Here is a 15,678-nt window from a genome sequence, read left to right as displayed (position 1 = left end):
ATAAGGACTTATTTATATTTTTCTGGTTCACGATTCATCTGATCCAAAAAACAATCAATGGCTTCTAACGGAAACCTTGCAGATTTCCGTTCTCCATTTATTTCATATGTAATTAAATACATTTCCTCGTTCTTTTCGACTTCCACATTTCTTAATTTATGTTCTTCATATACCATATTTTGAAATAACAAATATGTTTCTTTTGCAGCACTATCATCTGGACGTGCTTCCGCAACTGTTTTAATTGTTAACCAATTATATAGTGCATCTTGCACTGAACGCATGAAAACTCCCCTTTCTTATCCTGCTTTTTGTTGTTTCGCTTGACGCAAACGCAGTCTATAAATTCCAAGTACAATTGCCGCTACAACAAGTCCTTCTCCAACAGGTAAAAACACAGCAAAAAAGGTTAATACTGTGCATCCAATTGCTAATGATATGTATATCACAATATTTTTTAGTACAGACAACTTTCTAGCAAACCCTAAATTATAAACGAGAGCACTTAATATAATAATCGTCCCATAAAGTAACCACATTCCTAACTCTGGATTTTCATCTACCTTACACAATTTTGCAAAAAAAGACATCCTTTCTAACACACTCTTCCCCCCTAGCAGTAAAATGCAATTTTCTTTATACACTTAATACAAGAGTAACTCGCAAAAAAAATACTGTCCACAAAAAAGAGTAAATATTCTAAAAAATAAACAAAATAAAAAAACAACGCCCTTTATAAAGGGCGTTGTTTTTTTATTTTTACGCTTCAACAGATTTCTTTTTCTTAGCAGCTCTTTCGCGCTCACTCTTATCAAGAATCTTTTTACGTAGACGAATTGATTCTGGAGTTACTTCACAGAACTCGTCATCGTTTAAGTACTCTAATGATTCTTCTAAAGTCATTAGGCGTGGTTTCTTCATTGTTGAAGTTTGATCTTTCGTCGCAGAACGAATGTTAGTTTGTTGTTTCATTTTCACAACGTTAACTGTTAAGTCGTTCTCACGAGTGTGTTCTCCGACAATCATACCAGCATATACTTCTGTACCTGGTTCAACGAAGATTACACCACGGTCTTCAACTTGCATAATACCGTATTGTGATGCTTTTCCTGTTTCAAGTGAAACTAGAACACCTTGGCGACGTCCACCAACTTGTCCAGCGTGTACTGGTTGGTAGCAATCGAATGTATGGTTTAAAATACCGTAACCACGAGTTAATGTTAAGAATTCTGTTGTGTAACCAATTAAACCACGTGCTGGAACCATGAAAGTAAGGCGAACTTGACCGTTTCCGTTATTCACCATATCTAACATTTCACCTTTACGTGCACCCATAGATTCCATAATAGAACCAGTGTATTCTTCAGGTACATCGATTTGTACGCGCTCTACAGGCTCACATCTTACGCCATCAACTTCTTTAATGATTACTTCTGGCTTAGATACTTGTAATTCATAACCTTCACGACGCATGTTTTCAATTAAGATAGATAAATGTAGTTCCCCACGTCCAGATACGATCCACGCATCAGGAGAATCTGTATTATCTACACGTAAACTTACATCTGTTTCTAATTGTGAACGAAGACGCTCTTCAATTTTACGAGATGTAATGTATTTACCTTCACGACCTGCAAATGGGCTGTTATTTACAAGGAACGTCATTTGTAGTGTTGGCTCATCAATACGTAATAATGGTAACGCATCTTGATGTTCAACTGGACATACTGTTTCACCTACGTTAATGTCTTCCATACCAGAAACGGCTACTAAGTCCCCTGCTTTTGCTTCTTCAATTTCTTGACGTTTTAATCCCATGTAACCGAATAATTTCGTTACGCGGAATTGCTTCACGCTTCCGTCTACTTTCATTAAAGCAACTTGTTGTCCAACCTTCATTGTACCGCGGAATACGCGACCAACTCCAATACGTCCAACGTAGTCGTTGTAATCAAGAAGTGCTACTTGGAATTGAAGTGGCTCTTCGCTGTTATCAATTGGTGCTGGAATATGTTCGATAATTGTATCGAATAATGATTTCATATTCTCTTCTTGATTTGCTGGATTTGAATCTAAGCTTGCTGTTCCGTTCATTGCTGATGCAAATACAACTGGGAACTCTAATTGATCTTCGTTTGCACCAAGCTCAATGAATAAGTCGATTACTTCATCAACTACTTCATCTGGACGAGCGAAGTCACGGTCAATTTTGTTTACAACTACGATTGGAGTTAAGTTTTGCTCAAGAGCTTTCTTTAAAACAAATCGTGTTTGTGGCATACAACCTTCATATGCATCAACAACAAGTAAAACACCATCAACCATTTTCATGATACGTTCTACTTCTCCACCGAAGTCAGCGTGACCAGGTGTATCTAAAATGTTAATTCTTTTATCTTCATAGTGAATCGCTGTATTTTTCGCTAAAATTGTAATACCGCGTTCTCTTTCTAGATCATTTGAATCCATTGCGCGTTCTTCAACGTGTTCGTTCGCACGGAAAGTCCCCGCTTGACGTAATAACTGGTCAACAAGTGTTGTTTTACCATGGTCAACGTGGGCAATAATTGCTATATTACGTAAATCTTGTCGTTTTTTCAACATGTCCAACTCCTAATGTCTTTTTAATCCTTCTCTATTATAAGAGCGAAGGGGATACAATAGCAATTAAAATAAAAGCAAGAATGAAAATATAGTTGTATTCTTACTTTTGTGAAAGTAAAATGAGATTGGAGGGTGAAGAAATGGAACACATTCAATATCGCTTTTTATTAACTGCAATTATCGGTGTTATTTTCTTAATCGGTATCGGCATTATGATTGCTGAAAATAGTCCAATCGGTATTATTATTTGCATTATCGGCACATTTGTTACAGTTGGATACGGTTTTGTAACAAAAAGAAAAATGCGCAAATCACAATAACGCTAAAAAGTAAGAAGCTTATACACAGCCTCTTACTTTTTTTGTTGCTCTCATATAAACGATAACACTTCTTCATACACTCCTGGTTTTGCAACTAACACACTGCTCTTCTCTATGATAGAAAGTGGCGCTCCAGAGAATGTCGTCACCTTACCTCCAACTTCTTCTACAATTATCTGCCCTCCGCCAAAATCCCATGGTGATAATCTCGGCGTTACATATGCATCTATTCTTCCTGTTGCAACGTATACCATCTCTAACGCTGCACAGCCATATGACCTTGTGCCCCTTGCTTTCTTAACAAGTGCCATCATACTTTCCATATTAAGCAATGGATTATCTGTAAGCCATATCGCATTTAAAGCTACAATACCTTGCTCTACAGTTCCTTTTTCCAATGGAGGAATTGATATATCATTACAAAAAGCTCCAGATCCCTTGACTGCATGATATAGTTCATCATGCACTGGATCATATATAAGTCCAATCTTTCCGATACCGTTCTCATAAATCCCAATTGAAATCGCAAAATTTCTTTTTTGATGAACAAAGTTCATCGTGCCGTCAATTGGATCAATTAACCAAACAACCCCGTCAGAAGACGTTATCTCGTCTCCATAACCCTCTTCTCCTAAAATATTATGATTCGGGAATGTTTCTTTAATTTTCCCAATTAAAAACTGTTCTATCTCTCGGTCCATATTTGTAACTAAGTCAGCTGCATTTGATTTTGTTTCTATAATAAGTGCTTTTTTCATTGATGCCATTAAATGCTCTCCTGCATCCCGAATCCACCGTTTGGCGTGTGCATCGATGTCTTTCCATACTTCTTGCATGTTTAAACACTCCGATCTATACTGTTCACAGAAAAAACGAACCCTTTATAAGGTTCGCACCAACTAATTTTTTATACATATACTATTATTACGCTTCTAAACGAATCATTTCAAGTCTTAACACTTCTAACTTTTGTACACACTCTTCTTTTTTCTGGTTATCATCTTCCATCATCGCATCATATAAAGTTGCTAATTCATAATCTAGCTCCAAACGTAGCACCGGTATTCTCTTTTCAGCATCTGTTCTCTTTAACGCATTAATCACCTGTCTCATATTATTTGCCTCCTCCCAATATTCGTCTGCCCTCGGACTAGAATTAATTCAATTTTCTGATTTTTTGTTTTATACTATACTATGTTGGATAAATCATCTATGCAACAAAATTATATTTTTTTATTTAAATTTTTTTGTGCTGTTTTTTTTATGAATAGTACAAGCTATGCTAAAATAAAAGCAAAATAGGAGTTGGAGGAACAATCATGACAATTCAAACATTCAAGTCAACTGATTTTGATGTCTTTACAGTTGATGGTCTCGAAGAACGAATGAGTGCAATTAAAACGAACATTCATCCTAAGCTAGAAGCTTTAGGGGAACAATTTGCAGAATACTTATCCAAACAAACTGATGAGAACTTTTTTTATCATGTTGCAAAACACGCACGCCGCAAAGTCAATCCACCAAACGATACTTGGGTTGCTTTTTCAACAAATAAACGAGGATATAAAATGCTACCGCATTTCCAAATCGGCTTATGGGGTACTCATGCCTTCATATACTTTGGTTTAATCTATGAGTGTCCACAAAAAGTTGAGACGGCTCATGCCTTCTTAGAACATTTAAATGATTTAAAAACAAATATTCCAAATGACTTCGTTTGGTCCATTGACCATACTAAACCAAGTGTGAAATTACATAAAACACTTGAAACCGAAGACTTACAAAAGATGATTGAACGATTAGCTACTGTAAAAAAAGCAGAATTATTAGTTGGTATTCATATATCACCAGAGGAGTTTTCAGCAATGACCAACGAACAATTCCTTGCTAAGATTGAATCTACGATGCAATCACTCCTTCCTTTATATGCACTTTGTAATCGATAGTAGAAAACGGACAATTTATATTGTCCGTTTTTAGTTGTTATCACATTATATCACTTCAGTTTTTATTTTTCAAAATATTTTTTACATTTTTACAAGCTTTTGTTCTTCGACTTCTTTTGCCCTTTGAATAGCACGATATATAGAGTATCCACTTACTTCTTGAAATTCTTTATCAATTTTCTTTTCTTCTGCTTTCGATGGAACAATCTCTTTAAAACGACGATATAAACCCATTAACTCTTCTCTTATAATTCCTTTTTCATAAGCTTTCTCAATCGCTTCATAAAACTTCACCATTGTAACCATTTCCTCATTTGACCAATCATAATCTAACGGATATTGATATTCCATTTCGCACCTCATTTATCATTTCTTCTTGTTTCATTATGCTATCTTAAAGAGAATATTTTATTCTTCATTATAGCCACTCTGCATTATACACTATTTATTCATTTTAATGGAATTGTCTTCCTCTATTCATTAGTTGAGGCTAACTATTAAACATACTCACCTTAAAAAGATTTTTTTCTATACATCTATAATTATTGGTGATATAATGCTTTTGTTTTATAGAAAATAAAGTGAAGCTACCATCTCAAAAACGATTTTTTGAATGGCAGAAAAACAAGCCTTATTCTAAAAAGGGCTACACTTTTTTAGAGCAGGATTATATAAAACAAATTACACTAAATATTATGAAGAAGAAGGGGTGTATAGATTGTCCCAATACGAAACACCATTGTTTACCGCTTTAGTTGAGCACAGTAAGCGAAATCCAATTCAATTCCATATTCCTGGTCATAAAAAAGGACAGGGCATGGATCCTACATTTCGCGAATTTATTGGGCATAATGCATTAGCAATTGATTTAATTAATATTGCGCCACTCGATGATTTACATCATCCAAAAGGTATGATTAAAGAAGCACAAGATTTAGCAGCAGCCGCATTCGGTGCAGATCATACTTTCTTTTCTATTCAAGGTACAAGTGGCGCTATTATGACAATGGTGATGAGCGTTTGCGGTCCTGGTGACAAAATCCTAGTACCACGAAACGTGCATAAATCAGTAATGTCAGCTATTATTTTCTCAGGTGCAAAACCGATTTTCATGCATCCTGAAATCGATCCGAAGCTCGGTATTTCTCATGGAATCACAATTCAATCTGTCAAAAAAGCACTTGAAGAGCACTCAGATGCAAAGGGCTTACTTGTTATTAACCCAACGTACTTTGGGTTTGCTGCAGACTTAGAACAGATTGTACAATTAGCACATTCTTATGACATCCCTGTACTAGTCGACGAAGCTCATGGTGTTCATATTCATTTTCACGATGAATTACCTATGTCAGCGATGCAAGCTGGTGCGGATATGGCAGCAACAAGTGTTCACAAATTAGGAGGCTCTTTAACTCAAAGTTCTATTCTTAATGTGAAAGAAGGCTTAGTGAATGTAAAGCATGTCCAATCTATTATTAGCATGCTTACAACTACATCAACTTCTTACATCTTGTTAGCATCCCTTGATGTTGCGAGAAAACGTCTTGCTACAGAAGGAACAGCACTCATAGAACAAACAATACAATTAGCTGAGCATGTTCGTGATGCTATAAATTCTATTGAGCATCTTTACTGTCCTGGAAAAGAAATGTTAGGTACAGATGCTACCTTTAACTATGATCCTACAAAGATAATTGTATCTGTAAAAGATCTAGGTATTACCGGCCACCAAGCTGAAGTATGGCTTAGAGAGCAATATAACATTGAAGTAGAACTCTCAGATCTATACAACATACTATGTCTTATCACTTTGGGAGATACAGAAAGTGATACAAATACACTTATTGCAGCATTACAAGATTTAGCAGCAACATTTAGAAATAGGGCAGATAAAGGTGTTCAAGTACAAGTAGAGATTCCAGAAATTCCAGTGCTAGCACTTTCTCCTCGAGATGCTTTTTATTCGGAAACAGAAGTCATTCCATTTGAAAATGCAGCGGGTCGTATTATAGCTGATTTTGTTATGGTTTATCCGCCAGGGATTCCAATCTTTACTCCGGGGGAAATTATTACACAAGAAAACTTAGAGTATATTCGTAAAAACTTAGAAGCAGGTTTACCTGTACAAGGTCCTGAAGATATGACATTACAAACATTACGTGTTATTAAAGAGTACAAGCCTATCAGTTGATAGGCTTTTTTTTCACCTTTTTTCCTTTTCTTCATACGATACTTAAGAATGTAACGTATAGGTGGGGATACTATTATGATTGTAATAGGCCGTTCTATTGTACATCCTTATATTACAAATGAATATGAGCCATTTGCAGCAGAGAAACAACAAATTTTATCAATAATGGCAGGAAATCAAGAAGTTTATTCCTTCCGAACAGCTGATGAACTCAGCTTTGATCTCAATTTACGAGTTAATATTATTATCTCTGCACTAGAGCTTTTTCAAAGTGGATTTCAGTTTCGTACATTTCAACAATCCTTTTGCAACCCCCAGTATTGGAAAAGAACGTCTCTTGGGGGATTCGAGCTTCTTCCAAACATACCACCTTCTATTGCCATACAGGATATTTTCAAAAACGGAAAACTATATGGAACTGAATGCGCAACCGCTATGATCATTATTTTTTATAAAGCTTTACTATCATTGTATGAGGAAGAAACTTTCAATCGTCTATTTGCAAACCTTTTACTTTATACATGGGACTACGACCAAGATCTAAGGCTTATAACAAAAAACGGTGGCGATCTTGTTCCAGGTGACCTCGTTTACTTTAAAAACCCACAAGTAAATCCAGCTACGATTGAATGGCAAGGAGAAAATACAATCTATTTAGGAAATTTCTTTTTTTACGGGCATGGCGTAGGTGTAAAAACAAAAGAAGAAATTATTTATTCATTAAATGAACGACGAGTCCCTTACGCTTTTATTTCAGCTTTCTTGACCGATACTATTACCCGTATCGATAGTCGTATAATGAGCCAATACGCTTCTTCTAGTACACCACAGACCTCCATAAGCTTTATTCCGATTAGGGATGATGCAATCGTTGCAACAGTTGGTCATACAACTACAATTTATTAAAAAAGCGCCTACACATGTAGGCGCTTTTTCTTATTATTAAGCTTTTGTATGTTCTTTATGGTCACATTCGCAATGAGATCCACATTTCCCGTATAGTACTGTTGATTTTTCATCTTCAAAATGTCCAATTGTTCCTTCACATACTTGGCATACGATTGTTCCCATTTTCATTTCCCCCTGAGTTTCAATAGTAATCTATTTATTTATCATTAAGCTTTCGCATTATCTTTTCTAGCACAGTCACAATTTGTTCCGCATTTTCCGTAAAGTACCGTCGTTTTCTCATCTTCAAAATGTCCGATTGTTCCTTCACATACTTGGCATACGATTGTTCCCATTTTTCATTTCCCCCTAAGTTTATGGTCCTAAAAACTTTTAGCTGTCCATTTCCTATCAATTATTGGGCTTTTGTATGCTCTGTGTGATCACATCCGCAAGATCCACATTTCCCGTAAAGTACCGTTACTTTCTCATCTTCGAAGTGTGCAATTGTACCTTCACAATCTTGACATACGATTGTTCCCATTTTTCATTTCCCCCTAAGTTTATAATCCCAAAAACTTTTTGTAACCGCTTAACTTTCTGTCTTTATTTTAATATGTTATACTTTTTACGTCAATAGGTTTTTAGTATAACACATTAAATATTTTAAATTTAAATTAGTATGCGATATTCAAATAAAAAACAGCCATATTTATAAGTACGACTGTTTCACATTAATTATTCTTCATATTCCGCATGTAAAGAAGTTGACGGAACTAGAAATTTGAAAAACTGAGCTAACTCCTTTGCTTCCTCTTCTGATCCTAATTTAAAAATCTCCTGTATATATTGAACATTCTCTACATCATCTCGTCCGAGTAAAGTAGACCTTCCTGTTTGCATACAAACAATGAGCGGCTTTCCAAAAAACATATTTGTATAAATAACACCAAAATCATAACGTGTATCATGTGTCATAAACCCTAAAAATCGTACCTTCACACTTTCATGCTCATCATACAATTTTTCAAACATTGGTTTCCACCTTTCTACATCACGTTTCATTAATAGTATATTAAACAAAACATGTAATACTCCTTTTAATTGTCAAAAAATTCAGTAGGATGTAGAATGATAGTATTCTACTAAGTTAGGGGGAACTTATATGCAACACGCCTTTATTACGCTTGTACCGAAATCCAACCAACAATCAGTTTCAATAGATGATATAAAACAACTTTTTCATTATTATAAAACGGTTACTTCTAAAACTGGTGCCCAAATTAATTACACGTATACAAATACCGCTTTTCCTTATGAAATTTTAGATACATCTACAACAACATTAAAACTTCAATCCAATCACGACCGGTATGACTCAATTTATATTGGTGTTGGTATAGAAAATGAACAATCTTTCATCCAAGTTTCTTTACCACCTAATGCAACATTTGGTGACAAAGGGAAAGCAAATGAATTTTGCCGTTTTTTAGCGAAGAAATTAGAAGGAGAGTTACAATTATTTAATGGAAGAACAATGTATTTTTATAAACGCTAATTTAAAAAATAGATAATATGATTAAAAATAATATACAATTCGAACATGTAAGAAATAAAGCTTGCTTTCTTACGTGCAATACAAAATATGCTATTACATAGGCTAAATATAGAAATACGAAAAAAAGAATAACTTTATAATGAAACTTATCACCATTCGATAATGTTAATACAGTGGAAAAGCCACTCCATAGTAGTAAATGATAAAATATAACATGTAATATTTTCATGGAACCTTCTCCTTTGACATGCTCTATTTTATTAATATATGGGGTTACGTTTGAATCAATTACATATTATAGGATGATATATATTACCTTTGAAGTAAGTTAAGCCGGAATCATTTGTTAAAGTATTATATATTCATTCGACAAGTACGTTTAAAGACCTTGCAAGTCATTTGATGAAAATAAAAATAGCCCCTCTCTTACAATAAGAGAAGGGCTATTTACATTACTTAAATTATTTTACAATGTGAATTGGCATTCCAAGAGCAACTTCAGCTGCTTCCATTGTGATTTCACCTAATGTTGGGTGAGCATGGATTGTTTGAGCGATATCTTCAGCTGTCATTCCAGCTTCGATAGCTAAACCAATCTCAGAGATAATATCAGAAGCACCTGCACCTGCAACTTGAGCACCTACAAGAAGACCATCTTCTTTACGTGTTACAAGTTGTAAGAAACCGTCAGTGCTGTTTAATGATAATGCACGACCGTTAGCAGCGAATGGGAACTTAGATACAGTCACAGTCATTCCAGCTTCTTCAGCTTGTTTTTTAGTGTAACCAACAGATGCTAATTCTGGATCAGTGAAGCATACTGCAGGAATTCCGATGTAATCGATAGCTGATGCATGGCCACTAATTGCTTCTACAGCTACTTTACCTTCGTAAGAAGCTTTGTGAGCTAATGGTGGTCCAGGAACGATATCACCGATTGCATAGATGTTTGGTACATTTGTACGACATTGCTCATCGATTTCGATGATGCCGCGGTCAGTCATTTTAACTCCAACTTGCTCAAGACCGATTTCTTGAGTGTTTGGACGACGACCTACAGTTACTAATACGTAATCTGCTTCTACAGTTTGGATTTCACCTTTAACCTCAAAGCTAACTTTTACGCCAGTTTCTGTCTCTTCAACGCCTTTAGCCATAGCTTTTGTATGGATATTTACGTTACCTTTTTTCTGTAGAGCGCGTTTAACAACAGAGCTCATAGCTTTTTCGAAACCAGCTAAGATTTCGTCGCCAGCTTCTACTACAGTAACTTCTGTACCGAAGTTAGCATATGCAGTACCTAATTCCATACCGATGTAACCGCCGCCGATTACAACAAGTTTTTTAGGAATTTCAGGTAAGCTTAAAGCACCTGTAGAGTTGATAACACGTTTAGAGTATTTGAATCCTGGAATTTCGATTGGTGTAGAACCAGTTGCAAGAACAGCATTTTTAAACGTATAAGTTTGAGCTGCATCTTCAGTCATAACGCGTAATGTATTAGCATCTACGAAGTAAGCTTCACCGCGAATGATTTCAACTTTGTTACCTTTAAGAAGGCCTTCAACACCGCCAGTTAATTTCTTAACTACGCCGTTTTTCCATTCTTGAACTTTTGTAAAGTCAACTTTTACGTTTTCTGCAGTAATACCCATGTCATCAGAATGCATTGCATTCTCATAACGATGACCTGCATTGATTAACGCTTTTGAAGGAATACATCCAACGTTTAAGCATACGCCACCAAGGTTAGCTTTTTCAATGATTGCTACCTTTTGACCTAATTGTGCTGCACGAATTGCCGCAACGTATCCACCAGGACCTGCACCAACAACGACTGTATCTAATTCAATTGGGAAATCTCCTACTACCATTGTTATTACGCCTCCATTACTAATAATTGTGGGTCATTCAATAGACGTTTAATTTGGTTTAACGCTTTTTGAGCAGTTGCACCGTCAATTAAACGATGGTCAAAGCTTAGAGATAATGCTAATACTGGAGCTGCAACGATCTCACCGTTTTTCACAACTGGTTTTTCAGCGATACGGCCGATACCAAGGATTGCTACTTCTGGGTGGTTGATAACTGGAGTGAACCATTGTCCACCTGCAGAACCAATGTTTGTAATTGTGCAAGAAGCACCTTTCATTTCAGCTGGAGCTAGACGACCTTCACGTGCTTTACCAGCAAGATCATTGATCTCGTTAGAGATTGTGAAGATAGACTTACGATCTGTATCTTTAACAACTGGTACTAATAGACCTTTGTCTGTATCAGCTGCGATACCGATATTGAAGTAATGTTTATGAACTACTTCTTGAGATGCATCGTCTAAAGAAGTGTTTAACATTGGGTATTCACGTAATGCAGATGTTAAAGCTTTAACAACGTACGGAAGGTAAGTTAATTTAATACCTTTGTCAGCTGCTACTGCTTTGAACTTCTTACGGTGAGCAACAAGTTCTGTTACATCTACTTCGTCCATTAATGTTACGTGAGGAGCTGTGTGTTTAGAGTTAACCATTGCTTTCGCAATCGCTTTACGGATACCACTCATTTTCTCACGAGTTTCTGGATATTCACCAGCTGGGATTGGTTGTGCTTTTGGTGCTTCTTCTTTCGCTGCTGCTGGAGTAGCTTCTACTGCTGCTGGAGCCTCAGTTGCTGCTACAGTTTGTCCACCATTTGCAAATGCATCGATGTCAGCTTTTACGATACGGCCATTCTTACCAGTACCAGCTACTTTATGAATGTCTACACCTTTTTCACGAGCGTATTTACGAACAGATGGCATAGCGATTACGCGCTCATTTACTACTTCTGCAGTTGCTGCTGGAGTAGCTTCCGCTGCTGGAGCTTCTACTGCTGCTTCTTCAGCTTTTGGAGCTTCATCATGATCGTCACCTTTAAATTTAAGGTTTTCGTATCCAGGAGCATCAAATTTAATTAATGTATCTCCTACGATTGCAACTGTTCCTTCTTCTACAAGTACTTCAAGTACTTTACCTTTAACAGGAGAAGGGATTTCTACTACTGCTTTATCATTTTGTACTTCAAGAAGTACATCGTCTTCGTTTACTTCATCGCCTGGTTTAATAAACCATTTTACGATTTCACCTTCGTGGATACCTTCACCGATATCTGGTAGTTTAAATTCAAATGCCACGGAATTCAGCCCCCTGATTCATTTCATTATTATGGAATATGTACAAAAGAAACCAGCATGTGCTGATTTCTTTTGCACATGAAAAGCTAAAAATTAGAAGTTCATTACTTTGTTTACAGCTTCAACAATATCTTTGTGGTTTGGTAACCATACGCTCTCTGCTTGAGAGAATGGGAATACTGTATCAGCAGCTGCAACACGTACAACTGGAGCTTCTAAGTTTAAGATTGCACGGTCGTTAATTTCCGCTACAACGTTAGCTGCAATACCAGCTTGTTTTTGAGCTTCTTGAACTACAACTACGCGACCTGTTTTTTCAACAGAAGCGATGATTGTTTCGATATCTAATGGTTGAACTGTACGTAAGTCAACAACCTCTAAAGAGATACCTTCTTTTTCAAGTTCTTCAGCAGCTTTTAATGCAGCGTGAACCATAGCACCGTAAGCGATAACAGATACATCTGTACCTTCACGTTTGATATCAGCTTTACCTAAATCAATTGTGTAATCACCTTCTGGTACCTCTTGACGGAATGAACGGTACAATTTCATATGCTCTAAGTAGATAACTGGATCGTTGTCACGAATCGCAGAGATTAAAAGACCTTTAGCATCGTATGGAGTAGATGGAATAACAACTTTTAGACCAGGTTGTTGAGCCACTAATCCTTCTAAGCTATCAGCATGAAGTTCAGGAGTATGAACACCACCACCGAATGGAGAACGAACTGTTACTGGAGCAGTCCAACGTCCACCAGAACGGTAACGCATACGAGCTAATTGACCAGAAATTGAATCCATTACTTCATAAACGAAACCGAAGAATTGGATTTCTGGAACTGGACGGAATCCTTCAAGTGCAAGACCAACTGCAAGTCCACCAATACCAGACTCTGCAAGTGGAGTATCCATTACACGATCTTCACCAAATTCAGCTTGTAAACCTTCAGTAGCACGGAATACACCGCCGTTTACACCAACGTCTTCACCAAATACAAGTACGTTAGGGTCATTTTTCATTTCAACGCGTAAAGCATCAGTGATTGCTTGAATCATTGTCATTTGAGCCATGGCTTACTTCGACTCCTTTTCTTTGTAGATTTCATATTGTTCAGCTAAGTTGTAAGGCATTTTTTCGTACATGATTTCCATTAAATCAGTTACTTTTTGTTTTGGAGCTTGGTCAGCCTTAGCAATTGCTTGTTTGATATCTTCTTTTGCTTCTTCGATTACTGTCTCTTCAACTTCTTGAGACCATAGGCCTTTAGCTTCTAAGAACTTACGGAAGCGTACGATTGGGTCTTTTTGTTCCCATTCGTTTTCGATATCTTTTGTACGGTAACGAGTTGGGTCATCACCAGCCATTGTATGTGGACCGTAACGGAATGTTAAAGTCTCGATTAAAGTAGGGCCTTCGCCATTTACTGCGCGCTCACGAGCGAAAGCAGTTGCTGCGTATACAGCTAATGGATCCATACCGTCTACTTGAATTCCGTAAATACCTGCTGCTACTGCTTTTTGTGCTACAGTTTTAGCTGCAGATTGCTTTTCTACTGGAGTAGAGATTGCATAACGGTTGTTTTGAACAACGAAGATTGCTGGAGCTTTGAATGCACCTGCAAAGTTCATACCTTCGTAGAAGTCACCTTGTGAAGCACCACCGTCACCAGTGTAAGTAATTGCAACAGATTTTTTACCACGTAGTTTCATACCTAACGCAACACCAGCAGTTTGGATGATTTGCGCACCGATAATGATCTGTGGAGCTAATGCATTTACATTCTCAGGCATTTGGTTACCCATGAAGTGTCCACGAGAGAATAAGAATGCTTGGTATAATGGTAATCCGTGCCATACTAATTGTGGTACATCACGGTATCCTGGTAAGATGAAGTCTTCTGCTTCAAGTGCGAAATGACTTGCTAATTGAGAAGCTTCTTGTCCAGCTGTAGGTGCGTAGAAACCTAAACGTCCTTGACGGTTTAAAGAAATAGAACGTTGATCTAATACGCGAGTATACACCATACGACGCATTAATTCTTTTAATTGATCATCAGATAATTCAGGCATAGCTGCTTCATTCACAACTTCACCGTTTTCATTTAAAATTTGTAATGTTTCAAATTGAGCTGCGATAGCTTTCATTTGCTCATCAACATTAAATAGGGTCTTTTTTGTTTTAGTACCCATTCCGTTCACCTCTTCCTCTCTTGAACCATATTCTGAAACGCTTTCACTGGCTATTTTCCAGTTTAAAAAGCGCAACGATGTAAACCAACATGTTTGTATGTCGGTTGAGAATAATTTTGTGTACCTAACAATCTGTACTAATGTTTTTTCAGAAACATATTAATACAATCTTGATCACGTTTTTTAGTTTACAACTATTCTAATTACGATGTCAATTACTTTGAATACGTTTTTTTATAAATAATATGCAGGTTTCTACTACACAAACGTGTTTTTATTTTTTACATCTGTATTAGTAAGCATTGACCTACTGTTATATTATTCCCTTTTTCACTTATTTTTTCTCTTAGAATAATATGTAAACGATTTAATTCTCTTTAGTTTTTCTCTCTTCGTAACAAAAATATACAAACTACTCTTCCTTTTTTAGGTAAATACCTATACATTTCTACCCTCTCTTCCATACATTATAGTAACCGCAGTATTAGCGGGAAATGATAAAGGAGGTCATCTCATGTACGGATACTCATATTGCTATCCAACTTGTTCATATCCTTCCTACGGTTATGGCGGTTCTTGTGGCGGGTCTGGACGCGGCTTCGCCTTAATCGTTGTGTTGTTTATTCTTTTAATTATCGTTGGTGCTGCTTGCATTCGCTAATTGTAAAACGAAACAACTATGGAAAGAAAAAGACGGCTTTGCCGTCTTTTTCTGTTTATCACATACATAACTACTCTATAATAGAACGATTTCCAAAATGCCTTCCCTTTCTTGCCGATGACTTTTTCCATCTCCTTTGGTAGACTAAAGA

21 protein-coding genes are annotated in these 15,678 nt (G+C 36.5%); 6 read left to right on the top strand and 15 right to left on the bottom strand.

All coding sequences use genetic code 11. The annotated features are described in order from the left end of the window. Positions 1-8: 8 nt before the first annotated feature. From ACTFRU_RS16470 to typA, 3 genes are all read right to left on the bottom strand, one after another. Positions 9-284, bottom strand: a complete 276-nt coding sequence (locus tag ACTFRU_RS16470; protein WP_001258151.1) for a hypothetical protein — start codon at positions 282-284, stop codon at positions 9-11. A 15-nt stretch (positions 285-299) separates the two neighbouring features. Continuing rightward, complete coding sequence (locus tag ACTFRU_RS16465) at positions 300-602, bottom strand: YlaH-like family protein (RefSeq protein WP_000893662.1); 303 nt, start codon at positions 600-602, stop codon at positions 300-302. Between the two features lie 157 nt (positions 603-759). After that, on the bottom strand, positions 760-2,604 hold the full coding sequence (gene typA, locus ACTFRU_RS16460; protein ID WP_000914762.1) for a translational GTPase TypA: 1,845 nt from the start codon (positions 2,602-2,604) through the stop codon (positions 760-762). Positions 2,605-2,744: 140 nt separating this feature from the next. Between typA and ACTFRU_RS16455 the strand changes: the two genes are divergently transcribed. After that, positions 2,745-2,924 carry a DUF5325 family protein gene (locus ACTFRU_RS16455; RefSeq protein ID WP_000400127.1) on the top strand — a complete coding sequence of 60 codons (180 nt, stop codon included), beginning with the start codon at positions 2,745-2,747 and terminating at the stop codon, positions 2,922-2,924. Between the two features lie 50 nt (positions 2,925-2,974). Here the strand turns inward: ACTFRU_RS16455 and ACTFRU_RS16450 are convergent, their stop codons facing one another. Both ACTFRU_RS16450 and ACTFRU_RS16445 read right to left on the bottom strand, forming a co-directional pair. Beyond that, positions 2,975-3,760, bottom strand: a complete 786-nt coding sequence (locus ACTFRU_RS16450; RefSeq protein WP_001158701.1) for an inositol monophosphatase family protein — start codon at positions 3,758-3,760, stop codon at positions 2,975-2,977. 88 nt (positions 3,761-3,848) lie between these two features. Next, positions 3,849-4,037 carry a hypothetical protein gene (locus ACTFRU_RS16445; RefSeq protein ID WP_001250165.1) on the bottom strand — a complete coding sequence of 63 codons (189 nt, stop codon included), beginning with the start codon at positions 4,035-4,037 and terminating at the stop codon, positions 3,849-3,851. A 206-nt stretch (positions 4,038-4,243) separates the two neighbouring features. Between ACTFRU_RS16445 and ACTFRU_RS16440 the strand changes: the two genes are divergently transcribed. Continuing rightward, positions 4,244-4,870, top strand: coding sequence for a YktB family protein (locus ACTFRU_RS16440; protein ID WP_000155317.1), 627 nt, complete (start codon positions 4,244-4,246; stop codon positions 4,868-4,870). A gap of 81 nt (positions 4,871-4,951) precedes the next feature. Here the strand turns inward: ACTFRU_RS16440 and ACTFRU_RS16435 are convergent, their stop codons facing one another. After that, on the bottom strand, positions 4,952-5,221 hold the full coding sequence (locus tag ACTFRU_RS16435) for a UPF0223 family protein (RefSeq protein WP_000456562.1): 270 nt from the start codon (positions 5,219-5,221) through the stop codon (positions 4,952-4,954). Between the two features lie 367 nt (positions 5,222-5,588). Here ACTFRU_RS16435 and speA point away from each other — a divergent pair, with 367 nt between their 5' ends. Both speA and ACTFRU_RS16425 read left to right on the top strand, forming a co-directional pair. Continuing rightward, positions 5,589-7,061 carry an arginine decarboxylase gene (speA, locus tag ACTFRU_RS16430; RefSeq protein WP_000084899.1) on the top strand — a complete coding sequence of 491 codons (1,473 nt, stop codon included), beginning with the start codon at positions 5,589-5,591 and terminating at the stop codon, positions 7,059-7,061. Between the two features lie 75 nt (positions 7,062-7,136). Further along, the gene (locus tag ACTFRU_RS16425; protein ID WP_000635337.1) at positions 7,137-7,967 is read left to right on the top strand and encodes a protein-glutamine gamma-glutamyltransferase; all 831 of its coding nucleotides are present in this window, start codon (positions 7,137-7,139) and stop codon (positions 7,965-7,967) included. A 36-nt stretch (positions 7,968-8,003) separates the two neighbouring features. On the opposite strand, the gene ACTFRU_RS16420 is transcribed toward ACTFRU_RS16425, so the two are convergent. The 4 genes from ACTFRU_RS16420 to ACTFRU_RS16405 all read right to left on the bottom strand — a co-directional run bounded on the left by ACTFRU_RS16420 (position 8,004) and on the right by ACTFRU_RS16405 (position 8,984). Further along, positions 8,004-8,132 (bottom strand): GapA-binding peptide SR1P, encoded by a 129-nt coding sequence (locus ACTFRU_RS16420; protein WP_000536796.1) that lies wholly within the window; start codon positions 8,130-8,132, stop codon positions 8,004-8,006. Positions 8,133-8,176: 44 nt separating this feature from the next. Then, positions 8,177-8,305, bottom strand: a complete 129-nt coding sequence (locus ACTFRU_RS16415) for a GapA-binding peptide SR1P (RefSeq protein WP_000536803.1) — start codon at positions 8,303-8,305, stop codon at positions 8,177-8,179. Between the two features lie 59 nt (positions 8,306-8,364). Next, entirely contained in the window at positions 8,365-8,493 is a 129-nt protein-coding gene (locus ACTFRU_RS16410; protein WP_000536778.1) for a GapA-binding peptide SR1P, read from the bottom strand. 194 nt (positions 8,494-8,687) lie between these two features. Next, complete coding sequence (locus tag ACTFRU_RS16405) at positions 8,688-8,984, bottom strand: DUF3055 domain-containing protein (RefSeq protein WP_000462038.1); 297 nt, start codon at positions 8,982-8,984, stop codon at positions 8,688-8,690. Between the two features lie 130 nt (positions 8,985-9,114). On the opposite strand from ACTFRU_RS16405, the gene ACTFRU_RS16400 reads away from it, so the two are divergent. Beyond that, positions 9,115-9,507: a DUF1885 family protein gene (locus ACTFRU_RS16400; RefSeq protein ID WP_001163299.1), complete on the top strand. Its 393-nt coding sequence runs from the start codon at positions 9,115-9,117 to the stop codon at positions 9,505-9,507. Position 9,508: 1 nt separating this feature from the next. Here the strand turns inward: ACTFRU_RS16400 and ACTFRU_RS16395 are convergent, their stop codons facing one another. From ACTFRU_RS16395 to pdhA, 5 genes are all read right to left on the bottom strand, one after another. Continuing rightward, complete coding sequence (locus ACTFRU_RS16395) at positions 9,509-9,736, bottom strand: hypothetical protein (protein ID WP_000697469.1); 228 nt, start codon at positions 9,734-9,736, stop codon at positions 9,509-9,511. Between the two features lie 232 nt (positions 9,737-9,968). After that, positions 9,969-11,381: a dihydrolipoyl dehydrogenase gene (gene lpdA, locus ACTFRU_RS16390; RefSeq protein ID WP_000260104.1), complete on the bottom strand. Its 1,413-nt coding sequence runs from the start codon at positions 11,379-11,381 to the stop codon at positions 9,969-9,971. Between the two features lie 5 nt (positions 11,382-11,386). Then, complete coding sequence (gene pdhC / locus ACTFRU_RS16385) at positions 11,387-12,676, bottom strand: pyruvate dehydrogenase complex dihydrolipoyllysine-residue acetyltransferase (protein ID WP_000863419.1); 1,290 nt, start codon at positions 12,674-12,676, stop codon at positions 11,387-11,389. Positions 12,677-12,769: 93 nt separating this feature from the next. Beyond that, complete coding sequence (pdhB, locus tag ACTFRU_RS16380) at positions 12,770-13,747, bottom strand: pyruvate dehydrogenase complex E1 component subunit beta (RefSeq protein WP_000068168.1); 978 nt, start codon at positions 13,745-13,747, stop codon at positions 12,770-12,772. A gap of 3 nt (positions 13,748-13,750) precedes the next feature. Continuing rightward, on the bottom strand, positions 13,751-14,866 hold the full coding sequence (gene pdhA, locus ACTFRU_RS16375) for a pyruvate dehydrogenase E1 component subunit alpha (RefSeq protein WP_000536895.1): 1,116 nt from the start codon (positions 14,864-14,866) through the stop codon (positions 13,751-13,753). Positions 14,867-15,380: 514 nt separating this feature from the next. On the opposite strand from pdhA, the gene ACTFRU_RS16370 reads away from it, so the two are divergent. Next, positions 15,381-15,527, top strand: a complete 147-nt coding sequence (locus tag ACTFRU_RS16370) for a YjcZ family sporulation protein (RefSeq protein ID WP_000274562.1) — start codon at positions 15,381-15,383, stop codon at positions 15,525-15,527. The last annotated feature ends 151 nt before the right edge of the window (positions 15,528-15,678 follow it).

Origin of the sequence: Bacillus cereus group sp. MYBK220-1, from assembly GCF_051916445.1 — a bacterium.
Classification (GTDB): domain Bacteria; phylum Bacillota; class Bacilli; order Bacillales; family Bacillaceae_G; genus Bacillus_A; species Bacillus_A cereus.
The sequence above is the reverse complement of the archived record's forward strand: the minus strand, read 5'-3'. Positions and strand labels throughout refer to the sequence as shown.

Bases quoted from the DNA above. Each gene is read 5' to 3' on its own strand.
- ACTFRU_RS16470 (WP_001258151.1), bottom strand. From the start codon at position 284: ATGCGTTCAGTGCAAGATGCACTATATAATTGGTTAACAATTAAAACA.
- typA (WP_000914762.1), bottom strand. From the start codon at position 2,604: ATGTTGAAAAAACGACAAGATTTACGTAATATAGCAATTATTGCCCAC.
- ACTFRU_RS16455 (WP_000400127.1), top strand. From the start codon at position 2,745: ATGGAACACATTCAATATCGCTTTTTATTAACTGCAATTATCGGTGTT.
- ACTFRU_RS16450 (WP_001158701.1), bottom strand. From the start codon at position 3,760: ATGCAAGAAGTATGGAAAGACATCGATGCACACGCCAAACGGTGGATT.
- ACTFRU_RS16445 (WP_001250165.1), bottom strand. From the start codon at position 4,037: ATGAGACAGGTGATTAATGCGTTAAAGAGAACAGATGCTGAAAAGAGA.
- ACTFRU_RS16440 (WP_000155317.1), top strand. From the start codon at position 4,244: ATGACAATTCAAACATTCAAGTCAACTGATTTTGATGTCTTTACAGTT.
- ACTFRU_RS16435 (WP_000456562.1), bottom strand. From the start codon at position 5,221: ATGGAATATCAATATCCGTTAGATTATGATTGGTCAAATGAGGAAATG.
- ACTFRU_RS16425 (WP_000635337.1), top strand. From the start codon at position 7,137: ATGATTGTAATAGGCCGTTCTATTGTACATCCTTATATTACAAATGAA.
- ACTFRU_RS16420 (WP_000536796.1), bottom strand. From the start codon at position 8,132: ATGGGAACAATCGTATGCCAAGTATGTGAAGGAACAATTGGACATTTT.
- ACTFRU_RS16415 (WP_000536803.1), bottom strand. From the start codon at position 8,305: ATGGGAACAATCGTATGCCAAGTATGTGAAGGAACAATCGGACATTTT.
- ACTFRU_RS16410 (WP_000536778.1), bottom strand. From the start codon at position 8,493: ATGGGAACAATCGTATGTCAAGATTGTGAAGGTACAATTGCACACTTC.
- ACTFRU_RS16405 (WP_000462038.1), bottom strand. From the start codon at position 8,984: ATGTTTGAAAAATTGTATGATGAGCATGAAAGTGTGAAGGTACGATTT.
- ACTFRU_RS16400 (WP_001163299.1), top strand. From the start codon at position 9,115: ATGCAACACGCCTTTATTACGCTTGTACCGAAATCCAACCAACAATCA.
- ACTFRU_RS16395 (WP_000697469.1), bottom strand. From the start codon at position 9,736: ATGAAAATATTACATGTTATATTTTATCATTTACTACTATGGAGTGGC.
- lpdA (WP_000260104.1), bottom strand. From the start codon at position 11,381: ATGGTAGTAGGAGATTTCCCAATTGAATTAGATACAGTCGTTGTTGGT.
- pdhB (WP_000068168.1), bottom strand. From the start codon at position 13,747: ATGGCTCAAATGACAATGATTCAAGCAATCACTGATGCTTTACGCGTT.
- pdhA (WP_000536895.1), bottom strand. From the start codon at position 14,866: ATGGGTACTAAAACAAAAAAGACCCTATTTAATGTTGATGAGCAAATG.
- ACTFRU_RS16370 (WP_000274562.1), top strand. From the start codon at position 15,381: ATGTACGGATACTCATATTGCTATCCAACTTGTTCATATCCTTCCTAC.